This is a genomic window from Achromobacter sp. Root565 (genome assembly GCF_001427425.1).
GTDB classification, from domain to species: domain Bacteria; phylum Pseudomonadota; class Gammaproteobacteria; order Burkholderiales; family Burkholderiaceae_B; genus Achromobacter; species Achromobacter spanius_D.
This window is the reverse complement of the sequence record NZ_LMGO01000006.1, coordinates 1-21,102: the sequence shown is the minus strand read 5'-3', so window position 1 is coordinate 21,102 and position 21,102 is coordinate 1. Positions and strand designations below refer to the sequence as shown.

At 64.7% G+C, this 21,102-nt stretch carries 14 protein-coding genes, 1 tRNA gene and 1 pseudogene; 7 read left to right on the top strand and 9 right to left on the bottom strand.

Annotated elements, in window-relative coordinates:
• Positions 1–124 precede the first annotated feature (124 nt).
• The 9 genes from ASD71_RS21470 to leuC all read right to left on the bottom strand — a co-directional run bounded on the left by ASD71_RS21470 (position 125) and on the right by leuC (position 9,949).
• Positions 125–201, bottom strand: a tRNA-Val gene (locus ASD71_RS21470).
• 153 nt (positions 202–354) lie between these two features.
• Positions 355–1,020, bottom strand: coding sequence for a phosphoribosylanthranilate isomerase (locus ASD71_RS21465; RefSeq protein ID WP_056569589.1), 666 nt, complete (start codon positions 1,018–1,020; stop codon positions 355–357).
• Positions 1,021–1,113: 93 nt separating this feature from the next.
• On the bottom strand, positions 1,114–2,211 hold the full coding sequence (locus ASD71_RS21460) for a TRAP transporter substrate-binding protein (protein WP_056569585.1): 1,098 nt from the start codon (positions 2,209–2,211) through the stop codon (positions 1,114–1,116).
• A 52-nt stretch (positions 2,212–2,263) separates the two neighbouring features.
• Positions 2,264–3,073, bottom strand: coding sequence for a tRNA pseudouridine(38-40) synthase TruA (truA, locus tag ASD71_RS21455; RefSeq protein ID WP_056569581.1), 810 nt, complete (start codon positions 3,071–3,073; stop codon positions 2,264–2,266).
• Between the two features lie 3 nt (positions 3,074–3,076).
• On the bottom strand, positions 3,077–5,029 hold the full coding sequence (locus ASD71_RS21450) for a FimV family protein (RefSeq protein WP_056569578.1): 1,953 nt from the start codon (positions 5,027–5,029) through the stop codon (positions 3,077–3,079).
• Positions 5,030–5,356: 327 nt separating this feature from the next.
• A complete protein-coding gene (gene asd / locus ASD71_RS21445; protein WP_056569575.1) occupies positions 5,357–6,487 on the bottom strand; it encodes an aspartate-semialdehyde dehydrogenase in 1,131 nt (376 codons plus the stop codon).
• 278 nt (positions 6,488–6,765) lie between these two features.
• The gene (gene leuB, locus ASD71_RS21440; protein ID WP_056569572.1) at positions 6,766–7,842 is read right to left on the bottom strand and encodes a 3-isopropylmalate dehydrogenase; all 1,077 of its coding nucleotides are present in this window, start codon (positions 7,840–7,842) and stop codon (positions 6,766–6,768) included.
• Between the two features lie 29 nt (positions 7,843–7,871).
• Positions 7,872–8,522, bottom strand: a complete 651-nt coding sequence (gene leuD, locus ASD71_RS21435) for a 3-isopropylmalate dehydratase small subunit (RefSeq protein ID WP_056569570.1) — start codon at positions 8,520–8,522, stop codon at positions 7,872–7,874.
• A 23-nt stretch (positions 8,523–8,545) separates the two neighbouring features.
• Complete coding sequence (gene leuC, locus ASD71_RS21430) at positions 8,546–9,949, bottom strand: 3-isopropylmalate dehydratase large subunit (protein ID WP_056569565.1); 1,404 nt, start codon at positions 9,947–9,949, stop codon at positions 8,546–8,548.
• 530 nt (positions 9,950–10,479) lie between these two features.
• On the opposite strand from leuC, the gene ASD71_RS21425 reads away from it, so the two are divergent.
• The 7 genes and pseudogenes from ASD71_RS21425 to ASD71_RS28430 form a co-directional block, all read left to right on the top strand.
• Positions 10,480–11,985: a TolC family outer membrane protein gene (locus ASD71_RS21425; protein ID WP_056569562.1), complete on the top strand. Its 1,506-nt coding sequence runs from the start codon at positions 10,480–10,482 to the stop codon at positions 11,983–11,985.
• Positions 11,986–12,010: 25 nt separating this feature from the next.
• Positions 12,011–12,223 (top strand): hypothetical protein, encoded by a 213-nt coding sequence (locus ASD71_RS21420; RefSeq protein WP_056569559.1) that lies wholly within the window; start codon positions 12,011–12,013, stop codon positions 12,221–12,223.
• On the top strand, positions 12,207–14,372 hold the full coding sequence (locus tag ASD71_RS21415) for a type I secretion system permease/ATPase (RefSeq protein WP_056569556.1): 2,166 nt from the start codon (positions 12,207–12,209) through the stop codon (positions 14,370–14,372). Before ASD71_RS21420 ends, ASD71_RS21415 begins: the two co-directional genes overlap by 17 nt.
• A gap of 7 nt (positions 14,373–14,379) precedes the next feature.
• Positions 14,380–15,801: an HlyD family type I secretion periplasmic adaptor subunit gene (locus tag ASD71_RS21410; RefSeq protein ID WP_056570542.1), complete on the top strand. Its 1,422-nt coding sequence runs from the start codon at positions 14,380–14,382 to the stop codon at positions 15,799–15,801.
• Positions 15,802–15,820: 19 nt separating this feature from the next.
• Positions 15,821–16,477, top strand: a complete 657-nt coding sequence (locus tag ASD71_RS21405) for a response regulator transcription factor (protein ID WP_056569554.1) — start codon at positions 15,821–15,823, stop codon at positions 16,475–16,477.
• 84 nt (positions 16,478–16,561) lie between these two features.
• Positions 16,562–20,331 (top strand): annotated as a pseudogene (locus tag ASD71_RS21400) (retention module-containing protein); the annotation flags it as partial.
• Between the two features lie 11 nt (positions 20,332–20,342).
• Positions 20,343–21,102 (top strand): putative Ig domain-containing protein (locus tag ASD71_RS28430; protein ID WP_235512309.1); only part of this gene is annotated, 760 nt, incomplete at its 3' end.

Sequence of the window (21,102 nt, the reverse complement as noted above, 5' to 3'; positions counted from 1 at the left end):
TACCTGCGTGGGTATTGAGGCAAGAACGCGCGCCGAAAAGCAAAAAGCCGCGAAGTCATAAGACTTACGCGGCTTTTCAGGTCTGTGTCCGACTAGCTCTATCGAACACACCTTTGCAGGAATTTGGTAGGCGGTATTGGAATCGAACCAACGACCTCCACGATGTCAACGTGGCGCTCTAACCAGCTGAGCTAACCGCCTGCAAAGAAGAAGAATTATATAGTGCTTTTTTAAACTGTGCAAATCGTCTTGAATGATTTTTTGCGGTGTTTATTGCGTTTCCAGGTATTCAACATTTGCCTTGCGGCTTTGCCAAACTGCCCTTTCCACACGCGCACTAAATGCGCTACAGCACTACTTTTTTTCCTTCAATTTCGTGTCTGCGTCATGTGCCGCAGCAACGAAGAACGAGATTCTATCAGAACTTTTTATTCCTTGCTCGACTTCGACGCCACTACTCACATCAACCGCCCACGGCCGCACCGACTCAATGGCCGCGCCCACGTTTTCCGCATTCAATCCGCCGGACAGGATCAACGGTCGGGACATGGGATCGGCACGCACATCGTCCAGCAACGCGTAGTCGAACCCATGCCCGCTGCCGCCGTAACCGGCGCTGTAGCTGTCGAACAACCATCCCGCCGCCTGGCCGTACGCGCGGCAAGTGGTGGCGAGGTTTTCCGCCGTCTCCAGACCGGGCGCCCCGGCACGAAACGCGCGCAGGTGGCGATGCCCGTAGCGCGCGCATTCCAGCGGCGTTTCGTCGCCATGAAATTGCAGCAGGTCGGGGCCGACTTCGCCGAGCACGGTGCGGATTTGTTCCTCTTGCGCATTCACGAAAAGCGCGACGACGTCGACAAACGCCGGCACCCCGCGGCGCAACTGCGCAGCGCGCGTGGGCGTGAGGCAGCGCTTGCTCTTGGGATAGAAGACAAAGCCGATCGCATCGGCGCCGGCTGAAACGGCGGCTTCAATATCTTCTTCGCGGGTCAGCCCGCAGATCTTTATGCGTGTACGCATGGCATATTCTGGAAGTGTCGCCCCGCGGCGACGGGCTGGGTCAGTATATCCGTCCGCGCAAGGGGCCCGCGTCACAGACCCGAGTCTGAAACCCTATCCGCCGCGCGCGCCCAGCGTCGCCACCATGTTGTCGAAGCTGCCCTCGGCCATGCGGAACCAGGGGACCTGTGTGTTGCGGAAAGCCAGCATGCTGTCGTAGAGCTTCTTGAACGTCGCGTCGTTGGCGCTCAATTCATTGCAGGCCGCCAGCGTGGCGTCATGCGCGGCTTGCAGCACCGGCCGCGGATACGCCTTCAATTGGGCGCCCTGCGACGCCAAGCGGCGCAACGCATCCGGATTGTTGGCGTCAAACGTGGCGATCAAGTCGTTGCACGCAGCGGCGCAGGCCAAAGACAGTGCGGTCTGATAGGACTTGGGCAGTTCGCCATAGGCGTCCTGATTCACGTACAGCGACAACTGCTGCGTGCCGGCCCACCAGCCCGGAAAGTAGTAGTTCCGCGCGACCTCGAACAACGCGAACCGTTCGTCGTCGAACGGGCCGATCGTGGCCGCCCCATCCACCAGACCTTGCGCCAGCGCGGCATGCACCTCGCCGGCGGGAATGTCGACGGGCGTCGCGCCCAGTCGCGACAGAATGTGGCCGGTAAAGCCGTCCGCCGCCACCTTCAGGCCGCGCAGGTCATCAACGGTCTTGATTTCGCCACGAAACCACCCGCCCATCTGGGCGCCGGTATAGCCGCACGGAAAGTTCAGGATGCCGAATTTGGCGAAGGCCTCCCGCGTCAGCGTCAGGCCCTCACCTTTACGCATCCAGGCGTTCATCTGGCGCGTGTTCAGACCAAACGGCACGCCGCCGTCAAAGCAAAGCGCGGGATCGGTACCGAAGTACCGGGCCGACGCCGCATGGCCGCATTCGACAATGCGGTGCTGAACCGCCTCCAGCGCCTGCCCCGGCTGGAACAACTGGCCGGCCGGAAAGACTTCAATGTTGAAGCGCCCCTCCGTGACCTCGGCCACATAACGCGCGACGTCGGCAGCCCCCGCGAACAGCGCGGCCGCGTCGGCCGAAAAATCCGAAGCCAGCCGCCATGTCAGGTTGGGCGCATCCTGCGCAATGGCGGGAGCCGCCAGCACGGCGCTGCCGGCGGCGGCGCCCAGGGCGGTCTGCTTCAGAAACGCGCGGCGTTGCATGGCGCATGCCTCCAGAAAGGCGCGGGTTTCCGCCGGCTGCGCGGCGGCTTCCCTAATAGGATTGAGTAAAGGGCGACAGCAGCGACGCCCCGCCGTCGAGTTCGCGTAGCCCGAAGACCTCGGGATAGTCGATGGCGGCAAGGTACAGGCCGTCCGGCGCAAAGGTGGGCGCGCCGCGTTTACGGTCGCGCCACGCCAGAAGCTGCGTCATCCAGTCCACCGACTCCCTGCCCTGCCCGACCTGCAGCAGCGCGCCCATGATGTTGCGCACCATGTGATGCAGAAACGCGTTTGCCTTCAGCGTGAAGACGAGGAACGGCCCGCGCTCTTCGATCTCGAGGCTGTGCATGTGCCGCACCGGATGCTTGGCCTGGCATTGCGAGGAACGGAAGCTGGAAAAATCATGCTCGCCGACCAGCGCCTTTGCGGCCTCGCGCATGGCGTCCACATCCAGCGGCTGAAAACACCAGCCCGCACGTCCCGCCCACAGCGCCGGACGCACCCGGCCTCGCCAGAGCAGATAGACGTAGGTGCGAGCGCGCGCCGAAAAGCGCGCGTGGAATTCGTCGGAGACTTCCTCGGCCCATTGGACCGAAATGCTGGGCGGCAGAAACGCATTGACGCCACGCACCCAGGATTCCGTCTTGCGGCTCAGCGCGGTGTCCAGATGGACCACCTGCATCGCGCCATGCACACCGGTGTCGGTGCGCCCGGCGCAGATCGTGGACACCGGCTCGGCGACGCCACAGAAACTGGCCAGGGCGGACTCCAGCGAGTCCTGCACCGTTTGCCGGTGCGGCTGTGTCTGCCAACCCTGCCAGGCGGAGCCGTCATACGCCAGCCCCAATGCAACTCTAGACATGCTTCAAACCCGAGGACCGCCGATACGGCGCGGTTCGTCCGTGGGCGGTACGTCCAGGTCGAGATTGATGGTGTCGAGCTTGCGGTTCAGCGCTGCCGTATCCAGCGCCGGCTCGTTGTACGTGTAGTTGTCCTCGTCATCGTCGTCGCGCCGCGCGCCAGCCCGGCGCAATAGCCAGGCGATGGCGAAGGCGACCAGCGCCAGCACCGCGGTAACGATCACGAGAAGATTGTCGGCCAGCCAGCCGGGCATGCCCGTTTGCACGGTTTTATCCGGAAGCGTGCCGACGGGCTTGTCGGCGTCCGCAGGCGTGGAACCCGTCGCGCCGGGGGTGCCTGCTGCGTTGGAGGAACTTGCTGCGTTGGGGGTACTTGCTGCGCCCGGAGTGCCTGCTGCGCCCGGCGTGCCTGTTGCGCCCGGCGTGCCTGCTGCACCCGGCGTGCCTGCTRYGCCCGGYGTGCCTGCTGTGCCCGGCGTGCCTGCTGTGCCCGGCGTGCCTGCTGCGCCCTGCGTGCCTGCTGCGCCCGAAGTGCCTGCTGCGCCCKGCGTGCCTGCTGCGCCCGRMGTGCCTGCTGCGCCCGGCGTGCCTGCTGCGCCCGGCATGCCTGCTGCGCCCGAAGTACCTGCTGCGCCCGAAGTGCCTGCTGCACCCGGCGTCCCAGTTGCACCCGAAGTGCCTGCAGCACCCGAAGCACCTGCCGAGCCCGAAGCACCTGCCGAGCCCGAAGCACCTGCCGAGCCCGAAGCACCTGCCGAGCCCGAAGCACCTGCCGAGCCTGGAGCACCTGCCGAACCCGGCGCACCTGCCGAACCCGGGGCACCTGCCGTACCCGAACCGCCTGCTGCCCCCGAAGCACCCGAAGCACCCGTCGCACCTGCTGCACCGGCAGCACCCGCCGCACCAGCCCCGGCCGCGCCAGACTGTTGCGCAACAGCCTTGGTCAATTCGTCCACATTGCTTTGAAGCTGGTTAACGCGCCCTTGCGTGTCCGCCAGCGCACGGTCGGCGGACGTCTTGGCATCTGCCTGCGCCTCGGCCTGCGCGGCTGCGCTGTCCTGGACCTCGCCGGTCGACAGGCGCACCCGGTCTTGCGTCGGCGCGGCGGTGGCGACACCGGTATCGGCCGGCGGGGCGACCGTGCCGGAGGCGGCGTCCTGCCCCTTGACCACCGAGGGATTCGACCCCGCCGCGGCCCCCACGCGGCCGCGGTACTTGGCATAGGCCTCGGCATGCTCGTTGAAGATGCGGCGGGCTTCGGCCGGATCGATGGCGCGCACCGTGGCGGCGTCCGGAATCTTGAGCGTCTGGCCGGAACGCACCAGATTCATGTTGTTCTGAATGAAGGCCTGCGGATTGGCGCGCCACAGCGCGACCAGCATCTGATAGACCGACGCGTTGGGCACCGCATTGCGCTGGGCAATGGCAAACAGATAGTCGCCCGACTTCACCGTTACCGTGCCCGACGTGCCGCCCGTACGGCCTGGGGAACCCACGGCGGCGGGCGTGACATCGGCGCTGGTGCCGCGCAGCGGCACCAGGATGCTGACCTGCACCTGCCGCTGTCCCGAGCTGGAATTGATGTCGAGCAGCAGATCCACGGCCCCGCCCGCCGGCGCCTGCGTGGACCGCACCCGCAGATTCTTGCGCGTCGGGTCTATCCCGTCTTCAACGCGAACCACCATGCTGGCAAGCGGCACCGGCGGCTTGACGCCCGCGCGCTGCCAGGCGGCTTCGTCGGCAATGGAAACCTTGAGTGAACTGATTTCTTCGGGCGTCAATTCCTGCAGACCAACGGTCGCCTGCAGCGGCGCGCCCGGTACGGAAACGACGCGCGAATGCCCGACGCGCATGGCCAGCGCCGAACCGCAGACGCTTGAGCCGATCGCCAGCGCAATTGCCCACTGAAGGGCTTTCAAACGGCGGGCATGCTTCACGTGGCGCGAACGCTGGGTCATAAGCTGGAATTCCGTTCTTGTAATCGAATTACGGGCCTGGGCCCATTCGCGCCATTTGCAGCGCAAAAAAGTGCCTCAATTCACCCGAAAAGTGTAATGGATCGAGCGCATTTCACAAACCTGAACGGGGCGCGAACGTTGGCCGGCGGGCACACGCGGCGCCTTTTTCGGACAGGACGCGCGCCGCGCGCAACCGCGCTGCGCCACGATGGTGCGCCCCGGCCTTCCCCACCGGCCCACTGCGCGCCAAAAAACAAGGGCACCCGAAGGTGCCCTGACTGCATCGTTGCGTGAAACGGGCGGCTGAAACACCAGCCCGTCCTGGCATCAGGCTTCGTTCAGCGCAATGCGCAGCATGCGGCGCAGCGGCTCGGCCGCGCCCCACAGCAGTTGGTCGCCCACCGTAAAGGCGCCCAGGTATTGCGAACCCATCGACAGCTTGCGCAGGCGGCCCACCGGAATGTCCAGCGTGCCGGTGACAGCCACGGGCGTCAGCGCGGAAACGGTGGCTTCCTTGGTGTTGGGAACAACCTTGGCCCACTGCGTGCCCTGCGCGATGAGGGCTTCGATCTCGTCCAGCGGCACGTCGCGCTTGAGCTTGATGGTCAGCGCCTGGCTGTGGCAGCGCATGGCGCCGATGCGAACGCACAGACCGTCGATCGGGGTCGGCGCCGTGCCGAAGGCAGCGCCGCGGCCCAGGATCTTGTTGGTTTCGACTTCGCCCTTCCATTCTTCCTTGGACATCCCGTTGCCCAGGTCCTTGTCGATCCAGGGAATCAGGTTGCCGCCGAGCGGCACGCCAAAGTGTTCGTGGGGCAGCGCAGCGTCCTTTTGCTTGGCCAGCACGCCGCGGTCGATTTCCAGGATGGCCGAGGCCGGGTCGTCCAGCAGGGACTTGACCGACTGGTTGATCTCGCCGAACTGGGTCAGCAGTTCACGCATGTGCTGCGCGCCGCCGCCGGACGCGGCCTGGTAGGTCATGGAGGTCATCCATTCCACCAGGTCGTTGTTGAACAGGCCGGCCAGACCCATCAGCATGCAGCTCACGGTGCAATTGCCGCCGATGAAGTTGCGCACGCCGCGCTTCAGGGCCGCGTCGATCACCGGGCGGTTGACCGGGTCCAGCACGATGATGGCGTCGTCGGCCATGCGCAGGGTGCTGGCCGCGTCGATCCAGATGCCGTTCCAGCCCGCGCCGCGCAGCTTGGGATAGACCTCGGACGTGTAGTCGCCGCCTTGCGCCGTCACGATGATCGGCAGTTTTTTCAGAGCGTCAATGTTGTAGGCGTCTTGCAGCGGACCTGCGCCCGTCGCCCACGTGGGCGCGGCGCCGCCAGCGTTGCTGGTGGAGAAAAACACCGGTTCGATCAGTGCGAAGTCGTTCTCGTCGCGCATGCGTTGCATGAGCACCGAGCCGACCATACCGCGCCAGCCGACAAGGCCTACTGCTTGATTCATTTCAATCGCTCTTTAAAGGGGGTGGCAAGATAGGGAGGGGAAATTTCGTGCAATTCAACAATTTATCAGAATGCACGCAGGGATGTTGCACCGCAGCTGGAAAAAAACGGGGCCGCAAGCTTGGGAGGTCAAATCCGGCGCATGGCGGCAACATCGATGAACGATCCCCAAAACAGAGGGGCCACCCGCCGGGCGGCCCCTCTGTATATATACAGCTGCACGCTTGTAACGCTGCACGCGGCAAACAGGACCGCCTCACAGCGGTCCAGCGCAGGGGATCAGGCCAGGGCCTTCAGGACGGCGTCGCCCATGCCTGCGGTGCTGACCTTCGTCGTGCCGGGTTCGAAGATGTCGGCGGTGCGCAGGCCGCTGGCCAGCACGCTGCGCACCGCCGCTTCGATGCGGTCCGCCTGCGGCGCCAGGTTCAGCGAGTAGCGCAGCAGCATGGCGGCCGACAGGATCGTTGCCAGCGGATTGGCGATGCCCTGCCCCGCGATGTCCGGCGCCGAGCCGTGGCTGGGCTCGTACAGGCCCTGGCCGCCGGCGTTCAGCGACGCCGAGGGCAGCATGCCGATGGAACCCGTCAGCATGGCCGCTTCATCGGAAAGAATGTCGCCGAACAGGTTGCCCGTGACGATGACGTCGAATTGGCGCGGGTTGCGCACCAGCTGCATGGCCGCGTTATCGACATACATGTGCGACAGCTCGACATCCGGGTACTCGCGCGCCACCTCGATCACGATGTCGCGCCAGAACTGCGAGGTCTCGAGCACGTTGGCCTTGTCGACGCTGCACAGCTTCTTGTTGCGCTTCTGCGCCGATTCGAAGCCAATGCGCGCGATGCGGCGCACTTCGGATTCGGCATAGCGCATGGTGTCGTAGCCTTCGCGCTCGCCGCTAAAGGCGCCGTCCGGCGACGAACGCACGCCGCGCGGCGTGCCGAAATAGATGTCGCCGGTAAGTTCGCGGATGATCAGGATGTCCAGGCCCGACACGATCTCGGGCTTGAGCGACGACGCGCTGGCCAGTTCCGGATACAGAATGGCCGGACGCAGGTTGGCGAACAGGCCCAGCGCCTTGCGCAGGCCCAGAATGGCTTGTTCCGGACGGAACTCGCGCGGCAGGGTGTCGTACTTCCAGTCGCCGACCGCGCCGAACAGCACGGCGTGCGATTCCTTGGCCAGGTTCAGCGTGGCGGGCGGCAGCGGATGTTCGAACTGGTCGAACGCCGCGCCGCCGACGGGCGCCTGCTTGATATCGAAGGGCACATCCAGCGCCTTCAGGACGCGCACGGCCTGTTCGACGATTTCCGGGCCAATGCCGTCACCCGGCAAGACTGCGATGTTGTGGGTCATTGAATAGCGATCCTGTGACGATGGTTTGATCAGGCGATGGGGCGGCTTTCCAGCCACGGATGACGGGCCAGGCGCTCGGCCTCGAAGGCGCGGATCTTGTCCGAATGGCGCAGCGTCAGACCGATGTCGTCGAAGCCGTTCAGCAGGCAATACTTGCGGAAGGGTTCGATGTCAAAACCCATGGCGCGGCCGTCCGCGGCGATCACGACCTGGCGGTCGAGGTCGATGTTCAGCTTGTAGTTCGGGAACGCCTTCACTTCGTCGAACAGGCGCGCCACTTCCAGCTCGGACAGCACGATCGGCAAGAGGCCGTTCTTGAAGCTGTTGTTGAAGAAGATGTCGGCGTACGACGGCGCGATGATGGCGCGGAAACCGAACTGCGTCAGCGCCCAGGGCGCGTGCTCGCGGCTGGAGCCGCAACCGAAGTTCTTGCGCGCCAGGAGGACCGAGGCGCCCTGGTAGCGCGGCTGGTTCAGCACGAAATCCGGATTGAGCGGACGCTTGCTGTTGTCCATGCCCGGTTCGCCATGATCCAGATAGCGCAGCTCGTCGAACAGGTTGGGGCCGAAGCCCGTGCGCTTGATGGACTTGAGGAACTGCTTGGGGATGATGAGGTCCGTGTCGACGTTTTCGCGGTCGAGCGGCGCCACCAGGCCTTCGTGAGAGGTAAATGCTTGCATGATGTCTACTCGGTGCTTGTCGCTTAACGGAACGTGCGGACGTCGACGAAATGGCCGGCGACGGCCGCGGCGGCGGCCATGGCCGGGCTGACCAGGTGAGTGCGCCCGCCCTGCCCTTGCCGGCCCTCGAAATTGCGGTTCGAGGTCGAGGCGCAGCGTTCGCCGGGTTCGAGGCGGTCGGCGTTCATGGCCAGGCACATCGAACAGCCCGGTTCGCGCCATTCAAAGCCGGCTTCGATGAAGATCTTGTCCAGACCTTCGCGTTCGGCCTGCTGCTTGACCAGGCCCGAGCCCGGCACCACCATGGCCTGGCGCACATTGGACGCCACGCGCTTGCCGCGCGCCACAACAGCCGCGGCGCGCAGGTCTTCGATGCGCGAGTTCGTGCACGAACCGATGAACACGCGATCCACGCGGATGTCGGTCAGCGGAGTATTGGGCTTCAAGCCCATGTATTCCAGCGCACGCTCCATGCCGCTGCGGCGCACGTCGTCTTTTTCGCGGTCGGGATCCGGCACGCGGGAATCCACCGGCAGCACCATTTCCGGCGACGTGCCCCAAGTGACCTGCGGCTTGATGTCGCGCGCATTGACTTCAACCACGGTGTCGAACTTGGCGCCTTCGTCGGTGTGCAGGGTGCGCCAGTATTTGACGGCCTGATCCCAGACGACGCCGGTGGGCGCGAACGGGCGGCCGCGGAAGTATTCGACGGTCTTGTCGTCGACGGCAACCATGCCCGAACGGGCGCCGGCTTCGATCGCCATGTTGCAGACGGTCATGCGGCCTTCGACGGAGAGCGCGCGGATCGTGCTGCCGGCAAACTCGATGGCGTGGCCCGTGCCGCCGGCCGTGCCGATGATGCCGATGACGTGCAGCACGACGTCCTTGGCCGTACAGCCGAAGGGCAGTTCGCCGTCGACCTTGATGAGCATGCTCTTGGCTTTCTTCATGAGCAGCGTCTGCGTGGCCAGCACGTGCTCGACTTCGGACGTGCCGATGCCGAAGGCCAGCGCGCCCAGCGCGCCGTGCGTGCTGGTGTGCGAGTCGCCACAGACCACGGTCATGCCCGGCAGGGTGGCGCCCTGCTCCGGCCCGATGACGTGGACGATGCCCTGGCGCAGGTCGTTCATGCGGAATTCGGTGATGCCGTACTTGCCGCAGTTGGCGTCCAACGTGTCCACCTGCAGACGCGAGATCGGATCGTCGATGCCCTGGGCGCGGTTCATCGTGGGCACGTTGTGATCGGCCACCGCCAGGTTGGCGCCGGTGCGCCACGGCTTGCGGCCCGCAATCGTCAGCCCCTCGAATGCCTGCGGGCTGGTGACCTCGTGCAACAGGTGCCGGTCGATATAGAGCAGACAGGTGCCGTCTGATTCCTGGTGGACGATGTGGGCGTCCCAGAGTTTGTCGTAAAGGGTTTGGGCCATGGATGCGCTCTGCAAATAGACAATCCGGCTCGAGCCTGGCGCGGTGGGTAAAACGCTTCCCTGCCGCGCCGGCTGCTGCGGCATGAGAGGAATTATGCCCACCCACCAAACCTAGTACAAGCACACCTTATATACCAGTACTACCACTACCATGCTGCCCACCCCGCCGAGGGGATTTGGCGGGCTGTATCGACTTGTTGCATAACGAGTTAATCAACTTGCGAATTACGTGATCGATACAAATTGGTAAACAAAATAGATACAGAACTCTCAAATAGATATAATCGCCTCGTGCTCCGAAAGCGTTCACTTCGAAATAATGCGTAATAATCCGTATTAATAGATATAAAGAACTTTCGGTAAAGCGATGTTCGTGCAAATTCGAAGAAGTAGTTAGATGTTGCGCGAAATTCACCTTATGGACCGCCAGTAACAATCCTCAAGACTTAACAAATCTTGACTCGCCAAAACTGACATTTACATACAACATGGCGGCCATTCAATCTCAACTTGACTCGCGAATAATCACTATGGCTTCGTTTTTGCTCAAAAGCACGACCTCGGTCCTTGCCCTTGCATTTGCTCCCGCCGTTTTTGCACAGTCTGCGACGCCCGCCGCTGCCGCACCCGCCGGGCAACCGCAAGTGACGTTGAATCAGATCGTTGAGCAGACCCTGCTCAGCAATCCCGAAATCCAGGCCAAGTACCACGACTTCCAGGCTTCCCTGGAAGGCCAGGCCGTCGCCCGCGCTGCTTACTTCCCGCAGATCAATGCGCAGGGTTACCTGGGCCGCGAATGGCGCAACAACGTGCCCGGCGTCGGTTCGCAGAGCTGGAACCGTCCGGGCTGGAGCTTTGAGCTGCGCCAGCTGATTTTTGACGGTTTCCGCACCACCAACGACGTCAAGCAGGCCGGTTTCGACAAGCTGTCGCGCTTCTATGACGTGCTGGCCACCAGCGACAACACCGCGTTCACGGCCGTGCAGGCCTATATCGACCTGCAGCGCTACCGCGACATGGAGCTGCTGGCCCGTCAGAACTACTCGCTGCACGAAAGCACGCTCAAGCAGATTGGCGAGCGCACGGAATCCGGCGTCGGCCGGCGCGTCGACCTGGAACAGGCCGGCGGCCGCCTGTCGCTGGCGCAGACCAACCTGATGACCGAAACGGCCAACCTGCTGGACGTGCAACAGCGCTTCCAGCGCGTGACCGGCGCCTTCCCGCCTGAAGCAATGCTGCCGGCGCCCGACATCACCGACAAGCTGCCCAAGGCGCCGGGCAACTTCAATGAATCGCTGCGCCGCAATCCCAGCTTCCTGTCCAAGCAAGCCGGCCTGCAGGCCGCTCAAGCGGGCGTACAGTCGTCCAAGGGCGCGTTTTCGCCGAAGTTTGAATTCGTCGCCAACTCGGGCCGTGACCAGAATGATCCGACCCCGCAAAGCCGCGATATCCAGAGCTCCAGCGTTCAGGTTGTGATGAGCTACAACCTCTATCGCGGCGGCGCGGACTCCGCCCGCGTGCGCCAGACCGCCGCCCAGTCCTACGCCGCCCGCGACATCCGCGACTACACCTGCCGCAACGTGCAGCAGGACTTGGCCGTGGCTTGGAACAACATCACCAGCCTGAGCCAGAAGCTGCCCTTCCTGCGTGATCACGAAGTGGCCACGACCAAGGTGCGTGATGCGTACGCGCAACAGTTCCAGATTGGCCAGCGCTCTCTGCTGGACCTGCTGGACACCGAAAATGAACTGTTCGAATCGCGCCGCGCACTGACCAATGCCATTTATGATCTGCGTCTTGCGCAGTACCGCTGGCTGGCCCTTTCCCACACCCTGCTGCCGGCGCTGTCGCTGCAGCCCGCGCGCAATGAGATGCCCGAGGAAAACGGCAAGCTGGAAGTGTCGGACGAAGTGATCAAGCTGTGCAATTCGACCGTTCCGGATACCGCCCGACTGGCTCCCGTGCGCGTGCATTACAACGAAGGCACCCTGCCCCCCACGCTGGTGCCGATGAACGCGCCTGCCGCCCGACCCTGATCGGAGCAGGCCGCAAGGAGGCCCAATGGCAAACAAGGGCAATGATTTCTCCCAGTTGGACGCGGACTTTGTCCGCGTCCTTGAAGACTTAATTGACGCGTTGATCGCCAATGGCACCTTGCGCATGACGGACCTGCCTGTCCAGGCCCAGCAAAAGCTCACCCAGCGCAAGCAGCAGCGTGCGCGCCTCTCGGAACACCTCGACCTGTTGGATGACGAAGATGGACAAGTTATCTGAGAAGGCCGCCCGGGATTGGCGTGCTGATGCCCGCGCCGCGCACGACGACCCGCTGCTCGATTGCCTGGTTGAAATCACCCGCCTGCACGGCGTGACGGCCACCGCGCAAGCCTTGTCGGCCGGCCTGCCGCTGGAAGAACACCGCCTCACGCCCGCCCTGCTGCCTCGGGCGGCCGCGCGGGCGCAGCTTTCCGCGCGTGTGGTCAAGCGTTCACTGGATGCCATCTCGCAGGATCTCCTGCCCGCCATCCTGCTGCTCAAGGGCGAACGCGCGTGCCTGCTGCTCAAGAAGGACGGCGGCAAATTCCTGGTCAGCCACCCCGAACTGGGCGGCAGCTCCATCGAAATGGAACCGGCCGAACTGGCTGAGCAGTACAGCGGGCTGGTGTGCTTCGTCCGCCCGCAATTCCGCTTTGACGCCCGCGCCCCGGAAGTCTCCAAGGTGCGCGAGCGCCACTGGTTCTGGGCGGCCATCATGGAGAACCGCAGGCTGTACCGCGACGCCCTTGTCGCGGCGCTGCTGATCAACGTGTTCGCCATGGCGATGCCGCTTTTCACCATGAACGTGTACGACCGCGTGGTGCCGAACAACGCCGTCGAAACGCTGTGGGTGCTGGCCATCGGCATCACGCTGGTGGTGATCTTCAACATGATTCTGAGCACGGCGCGGTCCCATGTGGTGGACAGCGCCAGCAAACGCGTCGACGTGCGCCTGTCCGCGCAGATCATGGAACGCGTGCTGGACCTGCGCCTGGAAGGCCGCCCGGTATCGGTCGGATCCTTCGCGGCCAACCTGCGCTCGTTCGAATCCATTCGCGACTTCATCGCATCGGCCACCATCACCACGCTGGTCGACCTGCCCTTCATCCTGCTGTTCCTGGCAGCCCTGGCCTGGATATCGCCGTGGATGATCCTGCCGCCGCTGGTCGCAATCGTGCTGATCCTGCTGGTGTCGCTGGCCGCGCAGGCGCGCATGGAAGCGCTGACGATGGCCTCGTTCCAGGCCTCGTCGCAGCGCAACGCCACGCTCGTCGAAGCGCTGACCGGCCTGGAAGCCGTCAAGACGCTGAACGCCCAGGGCGCGATCCAGCGCAACTGGGAGCGCGCGACGGAATTCATCGCGCAGACGGGCGGCAAGCTCAAGCTGATCTCGTCCTCCACGGTCGGCTTCGTGCAGGCGGTCCAGCAGCTCGTGTCGATTTCAGTCGTGATCATCGGCGTGTATCTGGCCCAGGAATCGGCGCTGTCGATGGGCGGCATCATTGCCGCGTCCATGATCGCCGGCCGCTGCCTCGCGCCGCTGGGTCAGGTCGCGGGCCTGCTGATGCAATACCAGAACGCGCGCACGTCGCTGGGTTCCATCGACAACTACATGAAGATGCCGATCGAGCGCCCGGCCGAGGCCGAGTTCCTGCATCGCCCCGTGTTCCACGGCGGCCTGGAATTCCGCGACGTGTCCTTCGCGTATCCCGGCAGCACGCAGCCGGTGCTCAAGAAGGTGTCGTTCAAGCTCAAGCCCGGCGAGAAAGTCGGCATCATCGGCCGCATCGGCTCGGGCAAGACGACGCTCGAGAAGCTGGCGCTGGCCCTGTATCAGCCCACGGAAGGCGCCGTGCTGCTGGACGGCGTGGATGTGCGCCAGATCGACCCGGCCGACGTGCGCCGGGCCATTGGCCACGTTCCCCAGGATCCCCTGCTCTTTTACGGCAGCCTCAAGCACAACCTGGCGATGGGCGCGCCCTATGCCGACGACGCCAGCATCCTGGCGGCGGCCAACATGGCCGGCGTGACCGAGTTCGCCAACCTGCATCCCAATGGTTTCGACATGATCATCGGCGAGCGCGGCGAATCGCTCTCCGGCGGCCAGCGCCAATCGGTGGCCGTGGCCCGCGCGCTGATCAACGATCCGCCGATCCTGCTGCTGGACGAGCCCAGCAGCAACATGGACCACCAGAGCGAGGCCCAGCTTCGCAAGCGCCTGGGCGAAGCCAGCGCAACCAAGACGATCCTGCTGGTCACGCACCGTACCGCGCTCCTTGAACTGGTCGACCGCCTCATCGTGATCGACAACGGCCATATCGTGGCCGACGGTCCGAAGGAACAAGTTGTCGAAGCCCTGCGTCAAGGACGCGTTGGACGCGGAAGCTGAGAAAACCATGCTGAACAATCCTGGAGCCCCCAAGCACGGTTTCTTTGGCAACCTGCTGCGCGCCCCGCGCAACCTCTTTATATTTTTCTTCGATCGTCTGCTGGAAGGCGCCGACAAAGGCAAGCCCGCGCAGCGTTCCGACTACATCGGCAATGCCGAATGGGTCATTCACGAGGCCCAGGCCCGCGGCGCGCGCATCCTGCTGTGGACCTCGCTGCTGGCCACCCTGGGCCTGCTCATCTGGGCCGGCTTTGGCAGCATTGACGAAGTGGTCCGCGGCGAAGGCAAGGTCGTGCCGTCCCGCCAGGTGCAGATCATCCAGAGCCTGGACGGCGGCATCGTCGAGGAAATCCTGGTGCGTCCCGGCCAGGAAGTCGAGGCGGGTCAGGTCCTGCTGAAGATCGACTCCACCCGCTTCAATTCGTCGTTGGGCGAGAACAACGCCGAGTACCTGTCGCTGCTGGCCAAGGCGGCCCGCCTGAAGGCGCTGGCCACGGGCGAACCGTTCGTCACGCCCGAGGAAGTGCTCAAGCAGGCGCCCGGCCTGGGCGAGATGGAACGCAACGCCTTCCAGGCGCGCAACACCGAGCTCAATGCCACCGTCAACGTGGCCCGCGAACAGCTCAAGCAACGCCAGGAAGACCTGCGCGAAACCATCGCCAAGCGCGACCAGGCATCGGCAAGCTGCGGCCTGACCTCGCGCGAGCTGCAGGTGACCCGGCCGCTGCTCAAGAGCGGCGCCGTATCCGAGGTCGACCTCTTGCGCCTGCAGCGCGATGTGGCCCGCTATTGCGGCGAGCAGAAAGGCGCCGAGGCGCAGATTGACCGCTTCCAGGCGTCCATCAAGGAAGCCGAAAGCAAGATCCAGGAAGCCGAGCTGAACATCCGCAACCAGGCGCGCAGCGAGCTCTCGGAAACCAACACCAAGCTTGCGACGCTGCGCGAAGGCAAAGCCGCGCTGGTCGACCGGGTCAAGCTGGCCGAAGTGCGCGCCCCGGTGCGCGGCACCGTCAAGACGCTTTTCAACAACACGGTCGGCGGCGTGGTGCAGCCGGGCAAGGACATCATCGAGATCGTCCCCAAGGACGACACGCTGCTGCTTGAAGTGCGCATCCAGCCGCGCGACATCGGTTTCCTGCACGCGGACCAGAAGGCCGAAGTCAAATTCACGGCCTACGACTTCGCGATCTACGGGGGCCTGGAAGGCCGCGTGGAACAGATCGGCGCGGACACCGTGACCGACGAGAAAGGCAATTCCTACTACGTCGTGCGCGTGCGCACCGACCGCAGCACGGTAGGCGACAAGCTGTTGCCCATCATCCCGGGGATGGTGGCGGAGGTTCATATCCTGACAGGCAAACGCACGGTGCTCCAGTACCTGCTCAAGCCCATTCTGCGGGCGAAGTCCAACGCCTTCACCGAACGTTAATGGAGAGCTTCAAGGCCTTATGAAACCCATTCCCGTCCTGTTGATTACGCATGACGACCTGCTCTGGCAGCACTGGCGCGCGCTTGACCCGGCACGTTGGATGGCTGCCCGCGGGCGAGGCCTGGCGGATCTGCAACGCTGGCGAGAACAAGGCCGCACGCTGGCAGTGCTGGATGCCGACGTGCCCAAGCTTCCTTCCTGGCATGATCCGTCCTGGGCGCCGACGCTGGCCGGCCTGCATGTCGTGGTCGCCAGCGCCAGCCCCAACGACGAGCAAGGCACACAGGCGCTGGGCGCTGGCGCGCACGGCTACTGCCACAGCTATGCGCAGCCGGCCGCAATGGCGCAGGCCCTGGAAGTCGTCGCCTCCGGCGGCATATGGATGGGACGCTCCCTGGTGTCCCGCCTGCTCAAGCTTGTAACCGAGCGGGCCCAGGACGCCCACGCCTGGGACGGCGGCCGGCTCACCGAACGCGAAATCACCGTTGCTCGCTACGCCGCCAGCGGCCAGGCCAACGCCCAGATCGCCGAGGCGCTGGGCATCACGGAGCGCACGGTCAAGGCGCATCTGTCGGCGGTTTTCGACAAGCTCGGCGTCACCGACCGCCTGCAGCTTGCCCTGCTGGTTCACGGCATTTCCGCACCCACCGACGCGCGCAGCAAAATCACTGCGTAAACCTGTCCTCAAGGACAATATCCGCCGCCATCGGCGACCCGTAGTATCTGGCCATCTTGGATAACTCCCTGAAACGGAACCAACATGGCCAACTCCTCTCCCGCAGTCGTCAACGAAATCTCCGGTCGCGCGTGGATACGCAATAGCGACGGTTCCCTGACCGAACTGCATCAAGGCAGCAAAGTCCCCGCCGGCAGCGACATCGTCACTGCCTCGGGCGCCACGGTTTCGCTTCAGGTCGAAAACGGCATGCCGATCGTCATCGGCGAAGGCCGCGAAGTCGCGGTCAACGGCGACATGACCGGCCCGCTGGCCGATCCCACCGAAGCTGCCGTCGCACCGCCCTCGGGCACCGATTCCGACCGTCTGCTGGCCGCCCTGCAAGCCGGCCGCGACCCGTTCGATGAGTTGGATCCCACGGCCGCGGTCGTGGCCGGCGGCGGCGAAGCCGGCGGCAGCAGCTTCGTGCGCCTGGCCCGCATCCTGGAAACCACCAGCCCGCTGGACCTGGCCTACCCGAACCCGGCGCGTGGCGACGCCGTGCTGACCCGCGTGTCGGGCGCCGCCCTGACCGGCGACGACGGCGACGCCGCCGCCACGCCCACGACGCCCACCACGCCCGCCAACAACGCGCCCAATGCGCTGAACGATGCCGGCGCCGGCAACCAGGGCGCGCAAGTGCGCGGCAACCTGCTCGCCAACGACTCCGATCCCGACGGCGATCCGCTGGCCATCACCTCGATCAACGGCCGTCCGATGATTCCGGGCGGCATTTCGGTGCTGGGCTCCACGGGCGGCACCTTCGTCGTCCAGCCCGACGGCAGCTACGTCTTCACCCCGGGCGGCCAATACGACCACCTGGCCGTCGGCGAAACCGCCACCAGCACCATTTCCTACACCATCACCGACCCGAGCGGCGCGACGTCCACCGCCACCGTCGTCGTGACCATCACCGGCACCAACGATGGCCCGGTCTCGTCCGCGCTGACCAACCAGACCGGCGTCGATGCCCAGACCGACGTGCGCTACGACGTCTCGGACCGCTTCTCCGATCCCGACACCAGCGACAAGCTGACCTACTCGGCCACCGGCCTGCCGCCCGGCCTGACCATCGACCCCAACACCGGCATCATCACTGGCACGATCGATCACTCCGCCTCGCAAGGCGGCGCCAACGGCGTGTACACCGTGGTCGTGACCGCCAAGGACCCGTCCGGCGCGTCGACCTCGCAGGAATTCAAGTGGGACGTGACCAACCCGGCCCCGACCGCCGTCAACGATAGCGGCACGACCGACGAAGACACGTCGCTCAACGTCAACGCGCAGAACGGCGTGCTGGCCAACGACAAGGATCCTGACGGCGACACGCTGACCGTGTCGCAAGTGAACGGCAATGCGGCCAACGTGGGTACGGCAATCACCGGCTCGAACGGCGGCACCTTCACGCTGAACGCCGATGGTTCGTACAGCTTCAACCCGGGTTCGGCATTCCAGAACCTGGGCGTCGGCCAGACCGCCACCAGCTCGATCAGCTACACCGTCTCCGACGGCCAAGGCGGCACGTCGACGGCCACCCTGACGGTCACCGTCACGGGCTCCAACGACGCCCCGACGCTGACGCCGGAAGTCACGTTGGCCGACCAAGCCGCCAACGATAGCGACGCCATCACCCCGGTCGACGTTTCCGGCCAGTTCCGCGACGTCGACAACGGCGATGTGCTGACCTACTCGGCCACTGGCCTGCCGCCCGGCCTGACCATCGATCCGGCCACCGGCATCATCTCCGGCACGCTGGACAAGTCGGCTTCGCAAGGCGGCGACCACGGCGTCTACTCGGTCACCGTCACGGCCACCGACAAGAGCGGCGCCTCGGTGTCGCAAGACTTCTCGTGGGACGTCAAGAACCCGGCCCCGACCGCCGACAACGACCAGGGCGAAACCAACGAAGACACGGCGCTGAACGTCAGCGCCGATAACGGCGTGCTGGCCAACGACGTGGATCCGGACGGCGACGCGCTGCACATCTCGCTGGTCAACGGCCAGGCGGCCAATGTCGGCACAGCTGTTGCCGGCCTGGGCGGCGGCACCTTCACGCTGAACGCGGACGGTTCCTACAGCTTCAATCCCGGCGCCGACTTCCAGAACCTGGCCGCCGGCGAACGCGCCACCAGCTCGATCACCTATACGGTGTCGGACGGCGAAGGCGGCACCAGCACCGCCACGCTGACGGTTGCCATCTTCGGCACGAACGATGCCCCCACGGCCACGCCCCTGGACAACCAGAGCAGCATGGACGGCGACACCGTCAACTACAACATCGCCGGCTTCTTCAGCGACGTGGACAACGGCGACGTGCTGTCGTACACGGCCGACTTCCTGCCTGACGGCCTGACCTTCGACGGCACGACCGGCACGTTCTCCGGCACGATCACGCACTGGGTCTCCGATCACACCAACATGGGTGTGAAGGGCGAATACCGCATCAATGTGACGGCCACCGACAAGTCGGGCGCCACGGTCACCCAGAGCTTCATCTGGAAGGTGGGCAACCCCGCGCCGGTCGCCGCTGACGACAGCAACGCCACCACCGAAGACCACGTGCTGGTGGTCGACCATCGGGCCGAAGGCGTGCTGGGCAACGATAGCGATCCGGACGGCGACGCCATTCACGTCTCGCACGTCAACGGCAACACCGCGGGCGTGGGCTCGGCCGTGACCGGTTCCAATGGCGGCACGTTCACGCTGAACGCCGACGGCACTTACACGTTCAACCCGGGTACCGCTTTCCAGCATCTCGGTGCGAACCAGTCGGCCACCACTTCGATCACGTACACGGTGTCCGACTTCCAGGGCGCCACGAGCACGGCGACGCTGACGATCACGATCACCGGCACTAACGACACCCCGATCCTGACCCCGGGCGTCACGCTTGACGATCAATCCGGTAACGACGGCCAGGCCATCACGCCGGTCGACATCTCCGGTCAATTCTCGGATGTGGATACCGGCGATGTGCTGACGTACTCGGCCACTGGTCTGCCGCCCGGTCTGACCATCGATCCGAAGACCGGCATCATCTCCGGCACGCTCGACAAGTCGGCCTCGCAAGGTGGCAATGAAGGCGTTTACGCCGTCACCATCACCGCGACCGACAAGAGCGGTGCCTCGGTGTCGCAAGACTTCTCGTGGGACGTCAAGAACCCGGCCCCGACGGCCGTCAACGACACGGACAGCACCAACCAAGGCGTCAACCTTACTGCTGATGCCGCGCACGGCGTGCTGGCTAACGACACCGATCCGGACGGCGACACGCTGCAGGTTTCGGCCGTCAACGGCCAAGCCGGCAACGTGGGCGCAGCGATCACCGGTTCCAACGGTGGCACCTTCACGCTGAACGCTGACGGTTCGTACTCGTTCAATCCTGGTTCGGCCTTYAACAACCTGGGCGCAAACCAGACGGCTACGTCGTCGATCACCTACACCGTCTCCGATGGCGAAGGTGGTACGTCGACCGCAACCTTGACGGTCACGATCACGGGCACCAACGACACCCCGATCCTCACCCCGGGCGTCACGCTGGATGACCAATCGGGCAACGACGGCCAAGCCATCACCCCGGTCGACATCTCCGGTCAATTCTCGGATGTGGATACCGGTGATGTGCTGACGTACTCCGCCACCGGCCTGCCCCCGGGCCTGGCCATCGATCCCAAGACCGGCATCATCTCCGGCACTTTGGACAAGTCGGCTTCGCAAGGCGGCAATGAAGGCGTCTACGCCGTCACCATCACSGCGACCGACAAGTCCGGCGCCTCGGTGTCGCAAGACTTCTCGTGGGACGTCAAGAACCCGGCNATTCTCGGACGTGGATACGGGCGACGTACTGACGTACTCGGCCACCGGCCTGCCCCCGGGCCTGACCATCGATCCCAAGACCGGCATCATCTCCGGCACTTTGGACAAGTCGGCTTCGCAAGGCGGCAATGAAGGCGTCTACGCCGTCACCATCACCGCGACCGACAAGAGCGGTGCCTCGGTGTCGCAAGACTTCTCGTGGGACGTGAAGAACCCGGCTCCGACCGCCGTCAACGACACGGACAGCACCAACCAAGGCGTCAACCTCGCCGCCGATGCCGCGCACGGCGTGCTGGCTAACGACACCGATCCGGATGGCGACACGCTGCAGGTTTCGGCCGTCAACGGCCAAGCCGGCAACGTGGGTGCAGCGATCGCGGGTTCCAACGGTGGCACCTTCACGCTGAACGCCGATGGCTCGTACTCGTTCAACCCCGGTTCGGCTTTCAACAACCTGGGCGCCAACCAGACCGCTACGTCGTCGATCACCTACACCGTCTCGGATGGCGAAGGTGGTACGTCGACCGCAACCCTGACGGTCACSATCACCGGCACCAACGACACCCCGATCCTGACCCCGGGTGTCACGCTTGACGATCAATCCGGTAACGACGGCCAGGCCATCACCCCGGTCGACATCTCCGGTCAATTCTCGGATGTGGATACCGGTGATGTGCTGACGTACTCGGCCACCGGCCTGCCCCCGGGCCTGACCATCGATCCCAAGACCGGCATCATCTCCGGCACKYTSGACAAGTCGGCTTCGCAAG

What these genes read in the sequence shown, in the direction of transcription:
- ASD71_RS21465 (WP_056569589.1), bottom strand. Translation starts at nt 1,020, where the DNA reads ATGCGTACACGCATAAAGATCTGCGGGCTGACCCGCGAAGAAGATATT.
- ASD71_RS21460 (WP_056569585.1), bottom strand. Translation starts at nt 2,211, where the DNA reads ATGCAACGCCGCGCGTTTCTGAAGCAGACCGCCCTGGGCGCCGCCGCC.
- truA (WP_056569581.1), bottom strand. Translation starts at nt 3,073, where the DNA reads ATGTCTAGAGTTGCATTGGGGCTGGCGTATGACGGCTCCGCCTGGCAG.
- asd (WP_056569575.1), bottom strand. Translation starts at nt 6,487, where the DNA reads ATGAATCAAGCAGTAGGCCTTGTCGGCTGGCGCGGTATGGTCGGCTCG.
- leuB (WP_056569572.1), bottom strand. Translation starts at nt 7,842, where the DNA reads ATGACCCACAACATCGCAGTCTTGCCGGGTGACGGCATTGGCCCGGAA.
- leuD (WP_056569570.1), bottom strand. Translation starts at nt 8,522, where the DNA reads ATGCAAGCATTTACCTCTCACGAAGGCCTGGTGGCGCCGCTCGACCGC.
- leuC (WP_056569565.1), bottom strand. Translation starts at nt 9,949, where the DNA reads ATGGCCCAAACCCTTTACGACAAACTCTGGGACGCCCACATCGTCCAC.
- ASD71_RS21425 (WP_056569562.1), top strand. Translation starts at nt 10,480, where the DNA reads ATGGCTTCGTTTTTGCTCAAAAGCACGACCTCGGTCCTTGCCCTTGCA.
- ASD71_RS21420 (WP_056569559.1), top strand. Translation starts at nt 12,011, where the DNA reads ATGGCAAACAAGGGCAATGATTTCTCCCAGTTGGACGCGGACTTTGTC.
- ASD71_RS21415 (WP_056569556.1), top strand. Translation starts at nt 12,207, where the DNA reads ATGGACAAGTTATCTGAGAAGGCCGCCCGGGATTGGCGTGCTGATGCC.
- ASD71_RS21410 (WP_056570542.1), top strand. Translation starts at nt 14,380, where the DNA reads ATGCTGAACAATCCTGGAGCCCCCAAGCACGGTTTCTTTGGCAACCTG.
- ASD71_RS21405 (WP_056569554.1), top strand. Translation starts at nt 15,821, where the DNA reads ATGAAACCCATTCCCGTCCTGTTGATTACGCATGACGACCTGCTCTGG.